Source organism: Bradyrhizobium sp. SZCCHNR1043 (assembly GCF_032489675.1).
In the GTDB taxonomy this organism is placed as follows: Bacteria; Pseudomonadota; Alphaproteobacteria; order Rhizobiales; family Xanthobacteraceae; genus Bradyrhizobium.
Genome location: NZ_JAUEYN010000015.1, coordinates 184,239 through 198,920 on the forward strand (window position 1 = coordinate 184,239; position 14,682 = coordinate 198,920).

Sequence of the window (14,682 nt, forward strand, 5' to 3'; positions counted from 1 at the left end):
GCGATGACAGTGTTGGATTGGGCTTAGATCACGCCCCTCACACCGGCTTGCGCTTCAGCTTCTGCGACAGGTTGATCAGGAACATCGCGGTCGGGCGGAGGATGAAGAGGTCGGCGAACAGCGCCGCCACCATCGAGAACGCGCTGAGCCAGCCGAACAGCCGCAGCGACGGCAGATCCGAGAACACGGTGACGACGAGGCCGCAGGCCAGCACCACCGTGGTGAGGATCAGCGCCGGTCCGACCAGCACGGTGGCACGCTCCACCGCGACCGCGGCGCTGACGCCGGGCGCACTCTCCATCCGCAGCCGGTTCAGGAAGTGGATGGTGGCCGACAGGCCGAGGCCGAAGGAGACCGTGAGCGCCACCACGCTGGCAAATTGCAGCCCCTCCCCCATCGCCCACAACAACGTCCCGGACATCACCACCGGGAAGATGCCGGGCAGGATGCAGGCGAGCATCACCACCCAGGAGCGGAAGGCGAGCCCGATGAACATCGCCACCAGCGCGAACTCGATGGTGAGCCCGTGATTGAGCTTCTGGATCATGCTGGCGGAGTTGCGCGCGGCGATGGCGGCTAGGCCGGTGACCGCGATCTCAAAGCCGGGGTGCTTCTTCCTGACCGTGTCGAGCTCATGATCAAGCTTGTCGACCACCGGCAGCAGCTGGCTGGAATCCAGATCGGGAACGCGGCCGGCGACCACCACCGCATCCTGCTCCTTGTCGATGAAGCGGCGCACCAGATGCTCGGGGATCAGATTGACGTATTCCTGCAGCGTCGTCGTATCGGACGAGCCGGCCTTCTCGGCCAGCCAGCGCCTGAGCGTCTCGACCGACCAGACGTTGCCGACACCGGCAGTCTTCTCGACGGTGGCATGGACGTCGGCGATGGTCTGCAACGTCTCCGGCGCATAGAGCGAGGCGCCCTTGGGAAACTGGACCAGCACATTGACCGGATTGGCGCCGGTGAGCTTGGCATCGAGCCGGTTGCTCGCCGCCACTGCCTGGCGCTTGTCCGGCACCTGGTCGGCGAGCCGGTAGCGCGGCTCCAGGCTCGCATAGACCACCGCGAGCGAGCCGACGAACACCACCGCGATCAGGCTGAACAGGCCGGGACGACCGACCATGCGCACCGCGATCCAGTAGCAGAAATTGCGCAGCGCCTGCACGCCGGCATCGGCCCCCTGGAATTTGACCGCGAACGTCTTCTCGTTGCGCACCAGCAGCACGCCGAACACCGGCACCAGCGACAGCACCGCGACCAGCGCGATGATGGTGGCGGCAAGCCCCGCCTCGCCGAACTTGCGGATCAGGTCGCTGTCGGAGAACTGCAGGGCGATGAAGGAAATGCCGGCGGTGGCGTGGGTCAGCACGCAAGCCGGGCCGACGACCAGCACGGCGTTCTTGAACGCCGTCACCTTGTCCTGCCCTGCGATCAGGCGGTCGCGGGCGGCGAAGGTGAGCTGCATCGAATCGGAGAAGCTGATGACCATGATGAGCGGCGTCATCACGTTCAGGAACATGTTGAGATTGAAATTGGCCCAGCCGAGCGCGCCGAGCGCGAGCATGATCGCGATCAGCGGCGGAAACGCCGCCGCGATCATGAAGGAGACCTTGCGGAAGAAGATGATGGCGATGATGCAGCCGGCGAGAATGCCGAGAATGTTGTAGGTCAGCCCGTCACGTTCCACCGCGTTGCGGATCTCGAGCTGCATGACCGGCACGCCGGAAAGCTGGACATTCAGGCCGGTGTCGGCGAGGTTCTCCGCCATCAGCTTCCGGATGTCGCCCACCACCTTCCCGAGATCGTTCGAGGCCACCACCTTGGGCTCGAGCGACAGCACGATCAGGGCGAGCGTGCCGTCCTCCGACAACAGCTTGCCGCGGATGATCTCGTTGGACTTCACCGTTTCGATGAACTTGTCGTAGGCCTCGCCCTCCGGCAGATCCGACGGAAACAGCGCTGCCGGCAGCTTGCCGGGCGCCGGCGCCTGACGGGCCGAGAACAGCGACACCAGGCCACGGGTGCCCTCGACCAGTTGCAGGTCGGTCACGAAGTCACGCAGCTTCTCGAGGTTCTGGCGGGCCAGCAAGGTCTTGCCCTCGACCACGACGAGGACGTCGAATTCCTCGGCCGGGAACTTCTTCGTCACCTCCTCGTACTGGTGGAATTCCTTGCTGTCGGAGCGAAACAGCTGGCTGAGCGAATCGTCGATCTGGATCCGCTTGATGCCGAACACCGCCGCCACGATCAGGACGAGCAGGACGACGCAGGAGAAGATCGGCGCCTTGACCGCGAGGAGGCCGAGCCGCTCGATGCCGAAAGCGATGCTGTCGGCCGGCCGGTGCTCGACCTTCTCGACATGGACTTCGTTGTCGTGCCTGACTTCCAGCATGCGGTGTCCAGTGGTTGGGGGCGGCCTAATTCGGAAGGCCTGAGCGCATAGGGCAGAAATAAGGCCGCTCAGCGAAGCAGAGATGACCGCATTGTGGCCCGCAGCCGAAGCTAATCCTTGAAAACACGTGACAATTCGTCGAGGCCGGGTCTAGCAGGGTTCACTCCCCGGCCGCAACCATGCCCGGCCACACAAGACGGCGAGCCGGCATGGCTTCCGATCACGCCACGATTCTGCCGTGCTTGAAAAGAGCGTGGACGACCCGGACGGACGCGGGGCTCAAAAACCTGAACGACTCAAGGACCGGTATCCGACCGAGCCGTCCCTTGCCCGGGGCAGGCCGCGGCCGGTGCTGGCGAGCGCCACTCGCCGCCCCTGTCCCAGAGAGGACCATCACCCTGCGGGAAGGGCGGCCTCGCGCAGCCGGATCGAGTAGTTCGACGCGTTCTGATTCCCGCGCGAGGCGGCGCGCGCAAACATGATGAGGTGATGCGCGATCAGCGCCACGGCGATGAAATTCTCGATCTCGCCACGCTTGAGCTGGCTCCAGGCAAAGCGCCAGAACGGCCGCTTGTAGTCGCCGAGCACGCCCACCTTCCAGAAGATCTTGCCCATCATGACCAGGCCGCGCCTGATGTTCGGCCAGCTCTTCATCTCGTCGCTGACCGGCACCTTGATGCGTTTGGCGTAGGTGGTGTCGCATTGGTGCTTGTAGCGCGCGAGCAGCCGCTCCGGCTCATAGGCCACCTCCATGCAGCGCCGCCACGCCGTGACCACCTCGTCATAGGGCATCAGGAATTTCACGTTGGAGTCGCGGCCGTCATCGTGGACCAGCCTGCCCTCGCGCTCGAGGCGATCCCACAGCGGCGTCTTCGGCAGCGCCTGCAGCAGATTGATCGTGAGCAGCGGGATCCGGCTCTCCGCGACGAACTGCAGCAGCGCGTCCGCGGTCTGCGGCGTATCGGTGTCCAGCCCCATGATGATACCGGAGACGACCTCCATGCCATAGCCGTTGATGGTCCTGATCCCCTCCAGGATCGGCACCATCATGTTGTGGTCCTTGTGCATCGCCGTCAGCGCATCCGGGTCGGGCGTCTCGATGCCGCAGAAGATGGTGATGAAATAGGCCTCACGCATCTTCTCCAGGATCTCGGGCCGCTTGGCGATGTTGAGCGTGGCCTCGCAGGCGAGCCGCATCACATAGCCGGTGCGCTTCTGCCATTCGATCAGATGCGGCAGCAGGTCCATCGCCGCCTTGCGGTTGCCGATGAAATTGTCGTCGACGAAATAGACCGAGCCGGTGACGCCGCATTCCCTAAGCTTGTCGAGCTCGGCGATGATCTGCTGCGGCGACTTGATGCGCGGGTTGCGTCCATAGAGGCCGGGGATGTCGCAGAACTCGCACTGATAGGGGCAGCCGCTGGAATACTGGATACTGCCGAGAAAGTACTTCTTCACCTCGGCGAGCTCATAGGCCGGCACCGGGAAATCGGTCATCGCCACCCGCTCGTCGGTCCGCAGCACGACCTGCTGCGCAGGCCGCGACGGATCCCGCGCCAGCCGCGCGATCAGCTCGTCGGTGGCATCGCCGAGCTCGCCGACATGCAGATAGTCGAAGCTCGGATAGTAGTCCGGACAGGCGCTGACGGAAGGGCCGCCCAGCGCGACCGGCAGGTCGAACGCATGCGCCCTCTGGCAGATGTCGTTCATCTGCTGACGCTGGATGTGCATTCCGCTGACGAACACCGCTTCGGCCCAGGAGAAATCCTCGTCCCGCGCCGGGCGGATGTTCTCATCGATGAAGCGCACCTGCCAGGAACTTGGAAGATAGGCCGCGATCAGCAGCAGCCCCTGCGGCGGCATGAAGGCCTGGACGCCGTCGGTGAGCGGATAGGCATGCTCGAAGGTTCCGAACGACGAGGTGTAGCGCGGAAACACACAGAGAATGCGACGTACCGTTTCGATGCCCTCGAATCTCATCGACTGCCCCTCGCGACAACCCGCTAACTGGTTACCTTACGGCCGAAGATAAGGCTTCGCCACCCCTTCCGGAAAAGTTGAGTGCGATCGAGCCTTCCGCTCCCGTCGCAGGGCGCAACGTCCCCTCCGCATGCCGGATGCTCGCGCCGTCTGGCCTGATCAGACGCGACCCGACGAGGCGACCTGATCCGATGCATCGCAATGCGGATGGCGGAATGCGAAAGGCGATCTAAAGTTCCAATCAGATGGATCATTGATCGATCGAACGCAACGACTGTTCCCGGCCGGTCTCCGATCGGCGAACCAATGGGGGAGCGCGTGCGCGGCCGGCCACCGGTTGCAATGCATTTGCAGGGGAACGAGGGGCCTCGAAATGGCGCATGCCCTCCGTAGTCAACCGGATGCCCCGGCGCCCGCCCCTGCTGCGGAGCACCAACTAATCGATTGAAACGCCAAGCGAAGTACGCGGGGGTTGCATAATACTGACGGTGTCAACTTAACGCTTTCTCCATGAAGGTTTTGCATAACTATTAACAATCAAGCGCCTCCTGCGTCGTAGCAAAAACTCGCGGTATCTCACCTCATGACCTCACGCCCGACGTCAACGAATACGGCCACGCGCCAATCCATCGCAGTCAAGCTCTATGCAATCTTCGCGTTGTTTGCGCTATTGACCGCCGCAATCACCTGGCTGTCCGACTACAACTCGCGGCGAGCCACGGAGCTCATCAAGGCCATCGAGACGGCCAATCTCGCCGCTCACAACGTTCAGCTGGTCAACGGCCTCGTCTATGCCGTCGTCATGGAGTCGCGCGGCGTCTATATGTCGACCGACCCCGCCGTCGTAAAACAATACGGCAACGGCTTGCTCAAGTTCAATGCTGACATCCTGAAGGTCGTCGACAAGTGGCAGGCGATCGTACAGGCCGACGACGCCCAGCAATTCGCAACATTCAAGAAGCGGATCGAGCAATTCGTCGAATTCCGCGCCGAACTGGTCCGCCGCGCCAATGAAATCAGCCCGGCCGCGGGACGCGAGTGGGGCGACAACGACGCCAATCGCTCCGTGCGCAAGGCGCTCAACACGGATCTCGAGGCGCTGTCCAAAGTCTATGTCGAGCGCGCAGGAAAGATCGCCGAGGAAACGGCGCTGAACAACAAGCTCTCGCTCGTGCTGACCGGCCTTGGCGGCTTGATGTTGGTTCTGGTCGCAGCCGGCGTGGTGATCATCGCTCGCTCGATCGCTCGGCCGCTGTCTCAGATCACCGATACGATCCGCCGGGTCGCCACCGGCGCCGAGAACGTCGAAGTGCCGTATGCCGGGCGCGCCGACGAGGTCGGCGAGCTCGCTCGCGCCATCGGCGTGTTCCAGCAGGCGATGGCCCATAACCGCGACCTCAATGTCCAGGTCTCGCAGGACTCCGAAATCCGCGAAGCCCGCGCCCGCCACATCGAGACCGCGGTCGACGAATTTCGCACCGCGATCGGCAGCGTGATGCGGACCGTCACCGAGAACGCCGCCGCGATGCGCCAAACCGCCGAGATGATCACGCGGCTGACGGCCGATGCCAACGAGCGCGCGGTCACCGCCGCCGGCGCGACGTCGCAGGCGTCGACCAACGTCTCCGCCGTCGCGAGCGCCGCCGAGGAATTGTCGACGTCCGTCGAGGAGATCGGCCGGCAGATCCGGCAGTCGGCCGGCGCCGTCGAGCAGACCGGCCAACGCACCGAGAAGTCGGTCACGGAGATCGAGGGCCTTGCCGCCGCCACCCAGCGCATCGACGGCGTGCTGACCCTGATCCAGACCATCGCCGAGCAAACCAATCTCCTCGCTCTGAATGCGACCATCGAGGCCGCCCGCGCCGGCGAGGCCGGCCGTGGTTTTGCCGTGGTCGCTCACGAGGTCAAGGCGCTGGCCGGGCAGACGGCCAAGGCGACCGAGGAGATCAGCCAGAACGTCGGCCTGATCCAGGCCTCGACCAAGACCGCGGTCGACGCGGTCCGCGAGATCGGCCAGGCGGTCCGCGGCATCAACGAGATCACCTCGAACATCTCCAATGCGATCCAGCAGCAGGACCAGGCGACGCGGGAGATCTCGGCCAACGCGCAGTCGACCGCCCAGGGCAACCAGACGCTGGTCATGAACATCGGCTCGCTCCGCGACGCCATCAGTGAGACCTCGACGGCCGCGGCCTCCGTCCTGTCGGCGTCCGGCGACCTCAACGCCACCGCGCAGACGCTCGCCAACGAGGTCGAGAAGTTCTTCCAGAACCTGCGCTCGGGTCCCTCCGCGGAGATGCGGCTGCGCAAGGCGAGCTGACGGCGGCGAGCCATCGGTCGCGGAAATCGCCCCGCAAGACGTGATCCGTTCCGATACTGGAACCGTTTCTTGGTTTTTGGAGAGCTCTCGTGCGCCAGACAGCCAAGAAACTTCCGTTCGCCTGCGACCCGGTTGCGGTCACCCAGGATGACGTCGAGGACGCCATCCGCACCATCCTGACCTGGATCGGCGAGGACCCGTCGCGCGAGGGTCTCTCCGAGACCCCGACCCGGGTCGCGCGGGCCTACAAGAGCTATTTTGCCGGCTATGAGCAGAACCCCGAGGAGTATCTGCGCAAGACGTTCGAGGAGACCGCCGGCTACGACGAGATGGTGCTGTTGCGGAACATCCCGTTCCAGAGCCATTGCGAGCACCACATGGCGCCCATCATCGGCCGCGCCTGGGTCGGCTACGTGCCGCGCAACCGCGTGGTCGGGATTTCCAAGCTCGCCCGGGTCGTCGAGGCCTATGCCAACCGCCTGCAGATCCAGGAGCGCATGACGGCCGAGATCGCCAACATCATCGACGAGGTGCTGCAGCCGCAGGGCGTGGCGGTCGTGATCAAGGCAGCCCATCACTGCATCAGCTCGCGCGGCGTGAAGAAGCACGGCGTCGATCTCACCACCAGCCGCATGCTCGGCTGCTTCCGCACCGACCCGATGAGCCGCCAGGAGTTCCTGGCGATGGTCAATTCCGAGCTGAAGAATTGAGGGTCCGGAAAATCCTCGGCCCGCTGTGATCCAGCCGTCCATGATCCACGTTATCCGGGATCAAGCATGCGTGCCGGGGACCATGACCACGCGATGAGAGCGGCTGGATTAGCGCAATGGAACGTGGCATCGTCCCGGCAGAAATTTGCACGGGCGTTCGGTGCCCGTACCAGGGTGAATGTGAGCAGAGGGCCGAAGGCGACTGTGGACTGGGCTGAATTGATCGGACGCGTCGCCGCGCGCGGCGACCGCGAGGCGTTCAAGGCCCTGTTCGCGCATTTTGCGCCCCGCATCAAAGGCTTCCTCATCAAGACCGGCTGCAACGCCGACGACGCTGAGGAAATCGCCCAATCCACCATGGTGGCGGTGTGGACGAAGGCGGGGCAATTCGATCCGTCGACGGCCGGCGCGGCCGCCTGGATCTTCACGATCGCGCGCAACCAGCGGATCGACGCCGCGCGCAAGGCCGCCCGCGACAGCCGGCTGAGCAGAGAAGTGGGGCGCGACGAGGAAGCCGATCCGACGCCCGCAGCCGACCAGATCGTCTCGCGTGTCGAAGATGCCACACGGGTGGCGGCCGCGATCGAAAGATTATCGGTGGAGCAATCCACCGTGATCCGCCTGTCGTTCGTTGAAGAACGACCACATTCGGAAATCGCGGCGGTGCTCGGCCTGCCGCTGGGTACGGTAAAGTCACGAATCAGATTGGCGATGAATCGCCTGAGAGACCTGTTGGACGACGCGACATGACGATCAGCCACCACCCGCCGGAAGACCTGCTGGCCGACTTCGCCACTGGTGCGCTCGACGAGGCCGAGCGGCTGGTCGTCGGTGTCCATGTCGCCGATTGCGGCCGATGCCAGCGCTTCGTGCGCGCCATCGAGCAGCTCGCCGGCGCCTCGCTGGACGCGGCCGAGCCGGTCGCGACGGGCGCGGATGCTTTCGATGCCGTGATGGCCCGCATCGATCGACGCCCGCAGGCGGCGCCGCAGGTGAGCGAGGTCGCCGAGCACGATCCCGAGCTCGCGGACCTGCCCGAGATGGTCAAGCGCTGCAAGATCGGCAAGCGCCGGCGCGTCGCGCCCGGCATCAGCATGCGCCCGATCCTGCTGCCGGGCACCGGCAAATCGCGCGCCTTTCTGCTGCGCTCGGAGCCCGGGGCGCGGATGCTGGAGCATACGCATTCCGGCAACGAGCTGACCTGCGTGCTGAAGGGCAGCTTCAGCCATCTCGGCGGCTATTACGGACCAGGCGACTTCGACTATGGCGACGACGAGGTCGACCATCGTCCGGTGGTCGGTGACGAGGGCCCCTGCCTCTGCCTCGTCGCGATGACCGGCGACCTGCGCATGCACGGCCTGCTCGGCCGCCTCATCAGCCCGTTCGTCCGGCTCTGAATTCCTCCGCCGTCCTTGTGAGCGCAGCGAAGCAATCCATGGCGACGCGAAGGACCTGGATTGCTTCGTCGCTTCGCTCCTCGAAATGACGACCGCAAGCATTCGGGTGATCCACATCTGACTCTGACCCGTTTCCGCTCAGAGAGAGCGCATGGAGGAGAAGGATGCGATCAGCAAGCGCGGATCAGCGGATCAGAAGGATTACGTTGCGCATCTCGGCAGACTTCTGGCCCGTGCCGGACGCAACGATGAGCAAGCCTTTGCCGAGCTCCATGCTGCAACGATCTTGAAGATGCGGAAGACCGTGCGCCGCAGCGCGGCCGAGATCCGCGCCATCCGCAGCCACGCCGACGCGATCGCGTCGGCCGTGGTGTAGGACCCGACGCGGTTTCGGTCCCCTGCTTGCTGGCGGACCGCCGATCGGTCATATCTGGGGCGGTTCCACGCTGCCCATGCCGAGATTCATGACCGGAAATCCCCCGCGATGACCGCTGCCATCGTCGCCGTCTTCACGCTCGCCTATGCCGTGGTGGCGCTGGAGCACCCGTTCCGGATCAACAAGGCGGCCACCGCCCTGGTCGGCGCCGGCCTGATGTGGACCGTTTACGCCGTCATGGACGGGACGGCTCCGGCGGTCGCGACCGAGCTCAACGAGTCCGTGGCCTCGACCGCCCAGATCATCTTCTTCCTGATCGGCGCGATGACGATCGTCGAGGTCATCGACGCCCATAACGGCTTCGAGGTCGTGACCTCGCTGATCGGCACCCGCAACCAGGTCACCCTGGTCTGGCTGGTCGGCTTCGTCACCTTCTTTCTCAGCGCCATGCTCGACAACCTCACCACCGCGATCGTGATGGTGTCGCTGATGAAGAAGCTGTCCGGCCGCGACGAGGACCGCCTGGTCTTCGCATCGATCATCGTCATCGCCGCCAATGCCGGCGGCGCCTGGTCGGCGATCGGCGACGTCACCACCACCATGCTGTGGATCGGCGGCCAGATCACGCCGCTCGCGATCATGAAGTCGGTTTTCATCCCCTCGCTCCTGAACCTGCTGGTCCCGCTCGCCGTCGTCAGCGTCACCCTGCGCGGCAAGCAGCTGGTGCCGCCGGCGAGCGCCGGCCTCGCCTCGATCAGCCCGATCCTGCCGTTCGAGCGCAATTTGATGTTCTTCATGGGCCTTGGCATCCTGGTCGCCGTGCCGGTGTTCAAGGCGGTGACCCACCTGCCGCCGTTCATGGGCATCCTGTTCGGCCTTGGCCTCTTGTGGATGGTCGGCGAGATCGTCCATCGCGAGAAGGCTTCAGAACAGAAGCAGCGCCTGACGCTCGTGCATGCGCTGACCCGCATCGACATGCCCTCGATCGTGTTCTTCATCGGCATCCTGCTGGCAGTCGCCGCGCTCGAGCACACCCACATCCTGCAGACGCTGGCGCAATGGCTCGATCGCACCGTCGGCCGGCTCGACCTGATCGTGATCGTGCTCGGCCTCGCCAGCGCGGTCATCGACAACGTGCCGCTGGTCGCGGCATCCATGGGCATGTACAGCCTGAGCCAGTTTCCGCCGGACAGTTTCCTGTGGGAGTTCGTCGCCTACTGCGCCGGCACCGGCGGCTCGATCCTGATCATCGGCTCGGCGGCCGGCGTCGCCGCGATGGGGCTCGAGAACATCCACTTCTTCTGGTACGTCCGCCGCATCAGCGGCATCGCCCTGCTCGGCTATTTTGCCGGCGCTGCCGCCTACATCATCCAATACAATCTGCTTCACTGAGCGGGACCGACGCATGGGATGGTCGTGGCACAGTCTTGCAGCCGTCGCGACCGCCATGCTCATCGGCATCGGAGCTGGCCGCGCCGACGACGCGACGGTCCGCAGCGGCTACGCGCTCGGCCCGGCCAGTTGCGGCGACGGCGCCCTCGCCTTTCCGCGCCTCCAGATCGACATGAAGCCCGGCTTCTGCGCCGGCCTCGTAGCCGGCCGCGACGACGGCCTGAGATTTCCGCGCGGCATCGTGCAGATCTCCGGCCATCGGCTGTTCGTGATCGCGGACATGGGCGGCTGGGGCCATGACGACGGCCGGCTGCTGATCCTCGATCCCGCGGCGCCGGCCGGCCAGCGCCTCCGCGAGGCGATCACGCGGCTGTCCTATCCGTTCGGGCTTGCGGCCGGCCCCGGCGGCCGGATCTACGCCTCCACCGACACATCGATCTTCCGCTTCGATCCGCTCGCGGCCGATCCGAAAGCAACGATCGAGACCATCATCCGCGACCTGCCGGGACGCCGCCTCACGCTGCCCGACGGCACCCGCCTATCGGAAAGTGCGCATCCGCTGAAGGCATTCGCCTTCGACCGCATCGGACGGCTGTTCGTCAACATCGGCTCGCCCAGCGACAACTGCCTGTCACCGTCTCCGATCACGCAGCCCTGCGCCGCGGGCGAAGGCACTTCGGCACTCGCCGCGATCTGGCTGTTCACGCCACCGGCCGGCGGCGTCTTTGCGGCGCTGAAATCCGGCGATCCGTCGCCGCCGCACGAGGTCTACGCGCGCGGCCTGCGCAACTCGATGGCGCTGGCATTGCATCCGCGTTTTCCCGATCCCGGCACCGCCTTCCTGCAGGGCGAGAACGCGCGCGATCTGCAGGACGTGTTCGCACCCAACGAGGAGATCAATGCGATCGAGCAAGGACGCCATTACGGCTGGCCCTATTGCTACGACCTGACGACGCCGAGCCCGGAATTCAAGCGCGTGCTGCAGTCCGGCGCGCTCAAGAACCTCTGCAACACCACCACGCTCTACAAGCAGCCCTGGTCGCTGCTGCCGCCGCATGGCGCGCCGCTCGGCATGCTCTACTACACGGGCGATCGCTTCGACGAGCTGAAAGGCAGGCTGCTGGTCGGCCTGCACGGCTACCGGCCGACCGGCAGCCGGCTGCTCGCCTATGAGGTCGACGAGCGTGGCTTCCCGAAAGTGAGCCCGGCGCCGGTGCGCTATCATGTGAGCTGCGCCGCCGAGCCGACCCGCGCTTTCCAGACCGCAGCCGGTCCCGCGCCGGCCGCGGCGTTCGACGAGATCATCACCGGCTGGCATCGCGTCAACGGCATCCGGTCGCAAGGCGCGCCGGTCGGCATGACCGTGGCCGACGACGGCGCGATCTGGCTGGTGGAGGACAAGAACCAGACCGTGATCCGGATCGACCGCACGGACGAGGCTGCACCCGAGCCGTTGCCTTGCGACACGAGAAGCGATCAACTGATCGACCGGCTGGCCGCCTTGGTGATGGACGGCTCTGCCAGCCGCGCGCGGTTGGCGATGGTGCGCAAGAACCTCGTCGAGAAACATTGTCGCGGCTGCCATTCGGATTTCGGCCTCAAGGCCGGGCAATCCGATCGAGACAAGGACCTCGCGGTGCTGCGCTTCATGCTGACCCAGGACGGCTGGATCTATCCCGGCGATCCCGAAGCCGGCCGGCTGCGTCAGCGATTGCGCGGGTTGGGTGCCGAGCGGCAGATGCCGCCCGGGGCCGACCTGATCAAGACGGAACCAGGCTATGCGAAACTGCTTGATGTGGCCGACGACCTCGTCGCGCGCCTGGTTCCAGGCACGCGGATGCGGGTCAAAGCGGGTGGCCCGCCGCACCGCAAGTTCTTCGCCGCGGACGGCCGCGAATGCGGCGACATTCCGTTCGGCAAGATCGTCGTGGTGACCGAGAGGTCTGCCGTCAATAAGCCCGGCTTCAGCCGTTTCTTCCGGCCAGCCGACACCTATCTCAACGGCACCTGCACGGACGACGATGGCTATTACATCCAACAGCAGTTTCTGGTGCCGCTCTGACGGACGCGACGAGATCATCCCTGGGATGAGCAAAGCGACTGCCACAGGCGCAGTGTGCTCCCCTCCCCCTTGCGGGGAGGGGTCGGGGGTGGGGGTAGTCGCGAGCACCGCTGCCCGCGATGGTGGGCACGGCGTGCCGCACACGGTGTTGGCTCGGAAGCAGCGTCGCATCGCGCCCTTGCCCACCCTACGCATCCCGCGTTTGGCGGAACTCGCAATGCTCGTCCTTGCGACCGTCCCTGCTCTGGCCGCCCCAAAACTGTTCGAGAGCACGCAGCTCACACCGTCAGGCGAATACACCTTCGGCATCGAAGGCCCCGCCGTCGACCGCGACGGCAATCTGTTCGTGGTCAATATCAGCAAACCCGGCACGATCGGCAGGCTGGCGCCGGAAGCGACGGCCTCGGAGAAATTCACCGAGCTGCCCGACGGCAGCATCGGCAATGCGATCCGCATCGACGCTGCCGGCGTCATGTTCGTCGCCGACTACAAGAAGCACAACATCTTCGCCATCGCGCCCGGCACCACCGAGCCCCGCCTCGTCTTCCATGCCGACGACATGAGCCAGCCCAACGACGTCACGCTGTCACGCGACGGCACCATCTATGCGAGCGATCCCAACTGGAAGGCGCGCAGCGGCCGCGTCTGGCGCATTGCGAAGGGCGCTGATGGCGTGATGCAGGGCGCGGCGATGATCGCGCCACGCGCCATGGGCACCGCCAACGGCATCGATCTCAGCCCCGACGGCCGCACGCTCTATGTCGGCGAATCCAACAGCGGCGAGATCTGGTCCTATGCGATCGACGGCGACGCGCTGACACGGCCGAAGCTGATCAAGACCTTCGAGCCGAACACGATCGACGGACTGCGCACCGACGCCAGCGGCCGGCTGCTGGTCGCGCGCATCCTCAAGGGCAGCATCGCCATGCTGGCGCCGGATGGGCGCATGATCAGGGAGATCGCGCTGAAAGCCAAGGAGCCGACCAACCTCGCCTTCGGCGGCACCGACGGCAAGACCGTGTATGTGACCCAGCGCCAGGGCGGCTTCATCGAGTCGTTTCGGACTGATGTCGAGGGACGAGAGCATTGTTTGCAGATGCGGAAGTGCTGAGCTTCTCTGCTGGTGCCGGATTCAGCATACCGCTCGCTGTCTGAACGACAACTAATCGATCGCGCATATCCGCCATGCCCGAATTGCCCGTCGTGCCAGTTTGTCGCACGCATGTCGCGAGAACGCTGCCTCATACTCCGTGTCATGCCCGCGCAGGCGGGCATCCAGTACGCCGCGGCGTCTCGATTCATCACCCCTGCTGGGGAATACTGGATCGTCTGCTTTCGCGGACAATGATAGCGGAAAGTATCCCGCCGCAGCGCGAATGGTGGAGAGACCGTGCAACAAACTCGCCGTCGTCCCAGGCAAGCCCGGGACTCATACTCCGCAGCAGGAGTGACGTGCGAGATGCTGCTAACAGCGTGCCGCCCATCACTCAGTTGGGGTTATGGATCCCGGCGTTCGCCGGGACGACAGTGATTGTGAGGCCGGCACCTTTCATCTCACCCGCAAACCAAGGCCCCCGCGTGCGCGAGGGCCTTGGTAGCAATGGCGATCGCTTATCGCCCGTACACGACCGGCGCGCGGCGCACGATCAGCGGCGGCGGCAGGTCGCGCTCCCAGACGCGGCCGTCGTCGAACTGAATGCGCATGCCGTCGGGCGAATACACCGCGCTTTCGTCGCGCGCATCGATCCACAGCCGGCTATTGGGAGCATTCCAGTCCGGCCAAGCCTGGAGGGACTCGCCGGTCTCGGTGGTCAGGTTCACGGCATCGCCGTTCTGCGTCACGAAGGCCGGCGCGCCGATCATGCCGTCGCGGCACATCTGGATGCAGCGGTAGGTGCCGGTGAGGTTCGCACTCGGCTGGGCCGAGGCGCTGCCGGCGACGCAGGCGCCGACGAGGCCAATGACGATTGCAACGCGTTTCATGTCGATCACTCCATCGCTCGAAAAGGTCAGCCAGCCCCCATTCGGGCCCCTCGGGCGGATCAAGTGC

General features: G+C 65.2%; 11 protein-coding genes. 8 read left to right on the forward strand and 3 right to left on the reverse strand.

What is annotated here, in order from left to right; all coding sequences use genetic code 11:
• Positions 1-37: 37 nt before the first annotated feature.
• Both QX039_RS25875 and QX039_RS25880 read right to left on the reverse strand, forming a co-directional pair.
• Positions 38-2,395 (reverse strand): efflux RND transporter permease subunit, encoded by a 2,358-nt coding sequence (locus tag QX039_RS25875; RefSeq protein WP_315737292.1) that lies wholly within the window; start codon positions 2,393-2,395, stop codon positions 38-40.
• Between the two features lie 393 nt (positions 2,396-2,788).
• On the reverse strand, positions 2,789-4,375 hold the full coding sequence (locus QX039_RS25880; RefSeq protein ID WP_315772525.1) for a B12-binding domain-containing radical SAM protein: 1,587 nt from the start codon (positions 4,373-4,375) through the stop codon (positions 2,789-2,791).
• Between the two features lie 583 nt (positions 4,376-4,958).
• Here QX039_RS25880 and QX039_RS25885 point away from each other — a divergent pair.
• The 8 genes from QX039_RS25885 to QX039_RS25920 all read left to right on the forward strand — a co-directional run bounded on the left by QX039_RS25885 (position 4,959) and on the right by QX039_RS25920 (position 13,743).
• Positions 4,959-6,695 carry a methyl-accepting chemotaxis protein gene (locus QX039_RS25885; protein WP_315772524.1) on the forward strand — a complete coding sequence of 579 codons (1,737 nt, stop codon included), beginning with the start codon at positions 4,959-4,961 and terminating at the stop codon, positions 6,693-6,695.
• 89 nt (positions 6,696-6,784) lie between these two features.
• Positions 6,785-7,405, forward strand: a complete 621-nt coding sequence (gene folE / locus QX039_RS25890; protein ID WP_315772522.1) for a GTP cyclohydrolase I FolE — start codon at positions 6,785-6,787, stop codon at positions 7,403-7,405.
• Positions 7,406-7,609: 204 nt separating this feature from the next.
• Positions 7,610-8,155 carry a sigma-70 family RNA polymerase sigma factor gene (locus tag QX039_RS25895; protein ID WP_315772520.1) on the forward strand — a complete coding sequence of 182 codons (546 nt, stop codon included), beginning with the start codon at positions 7,610-7,612 and terminating at the stop codon, positions 8,153-8,155.
• Positions 8,152-8,802, forward strand: a complete 651-nt coding sequence (locus tag QX039_RS25900) for a ChrR family anti-sigma-E factor (protein ID WP_315737288.1) — start codon at positions 8,152-8,154, stop codon at positions 8,800-8,802. Before QX039_RS25895 ends, QX039_RS25900 begins: the two co-directional genes overlap by 4 nt.
• A gap of 151 nt (positions 8,803-8,953) precedes the next feature.
• Entirely contained in the window at positions 8,954-9,178 is a 225-nt protein-coding gene (locus QX039_RS25905) for a hypothetical protein (RefSeq protein ID WP_315772518.1), read from the forward strand.
• A 108-nt stretch (positions 9,179-9,286) separates the two neighbouring features.
• Complete coding sequence (gene nhaD, locus QX039_RS25910) at positions 9,287-10,570, forward strand: sodium:proton antiporter NhaD (RefSeq protein WP_315772517.1); 1,284 nt, start codon at positions 9,287-9,289, stop codon at positions 10,568-10,570.
• A 13-nt stretch (positions 10,571-10,583) separates the two neighbouring features.
• Complete coding sequence (locus QX039_RS25915; RefSeq protein WP_315772515.1) at positions 10,584-12,632, forward strand: PQQ-dependent sugar dehydrogenase; 2,049 nt, start codon at positions 10,584-10,586, stop codon at positions 12,630-12,632.
• Positions 12,633-12,849: 217 nt separating this feature from the next.
• Positions 12,850-13,743, forward strand: coding sequence for an SMP-30/gluconolactonase/LRE family protein (locus QX039_RS25920; protein WP_315772513.1), 894 nt, complete (start codon positions 12,850-12,852; stop codon positions 13,741-13,743).
• A 500-nt stretch (positions 13,744-14,243) separates the two neighbouring features.
• Here the strand turns inward: QX039_RS25920 and QX039_RS25925 are convergent, their stop codons facing one another.
• On the reverse strand, positions 14,244-14,624 hold the full coding sequence (locus tag QX039_RS25925) for a hypothetical protein (RefSeq protein WP_315714907.1): 381 nt from the start codon (positions 14,622-14,624) through the stop codon (positions 14,244-14,246).
• Positions 14,625-14,682: the final 58 nt, after the last annotated feature.

Excerpts from the sequence above, each read along its gene's own strand:
- QX039_RS25875 (WP_315737292.1), bottom strand. The coding sequence starts at position 2,395 with ATGCTGGAAGTCAGGCACGACAACGAAGTCCATGTCGAGAAGGTCGAG.
- QX039_RS25880 (WP_315772525.1), bottom strand. The coding sequence starts at position 4,375 with ATGAGATTCGAGGGCATCGAAACGGTACGTCGCATTCTCTGTGTGTTT.
- QX039_RS25885 (WP_315772524.1), top strand. The coding sequence starts at position 4,959 with ATGACCTCACGCCCGACGTCAACGAATACGGCCACGCGCCAATCCATC.
- QX039_RS25900 (WP_315737288.1), top strand. The coding sequence starts at position 8,152 with ATGACGATCAGCCACCACCCGCCGGAAGACCTGCTGGCCGACTTCGCC.
- QX039_RS25905 (WP_315772518.1), top strand. The coding sequence starts at position 8,954 with ATGGAGGAGAAGGATGCGATCAGCAAGCGCGGATCAGCGGATCAGAAG.
- nhaD (WP_315772517.1), top strand. The coding sequence starts at position 9,287 with ATGACCGCTGCCATCGTCGCCGTCTTCACGCTCGCCTATGCCGTGGTG.
- QX039_RS25915 (WP_315772515.1), top strand. The coding sequence starts at position 10,584 with ATGGGATGGTCGTGGCACAGTCTTGCAGCCGTCGCGACCGCCATGCTC.
- QX039_RS25920 (WP_315772513.1), top strand. The coding sequence starts at position 12,850 with ATGCTCGTCCTTGCGACCGTCCCTGCTCTGGCCGCCCCAAAACTGTTC.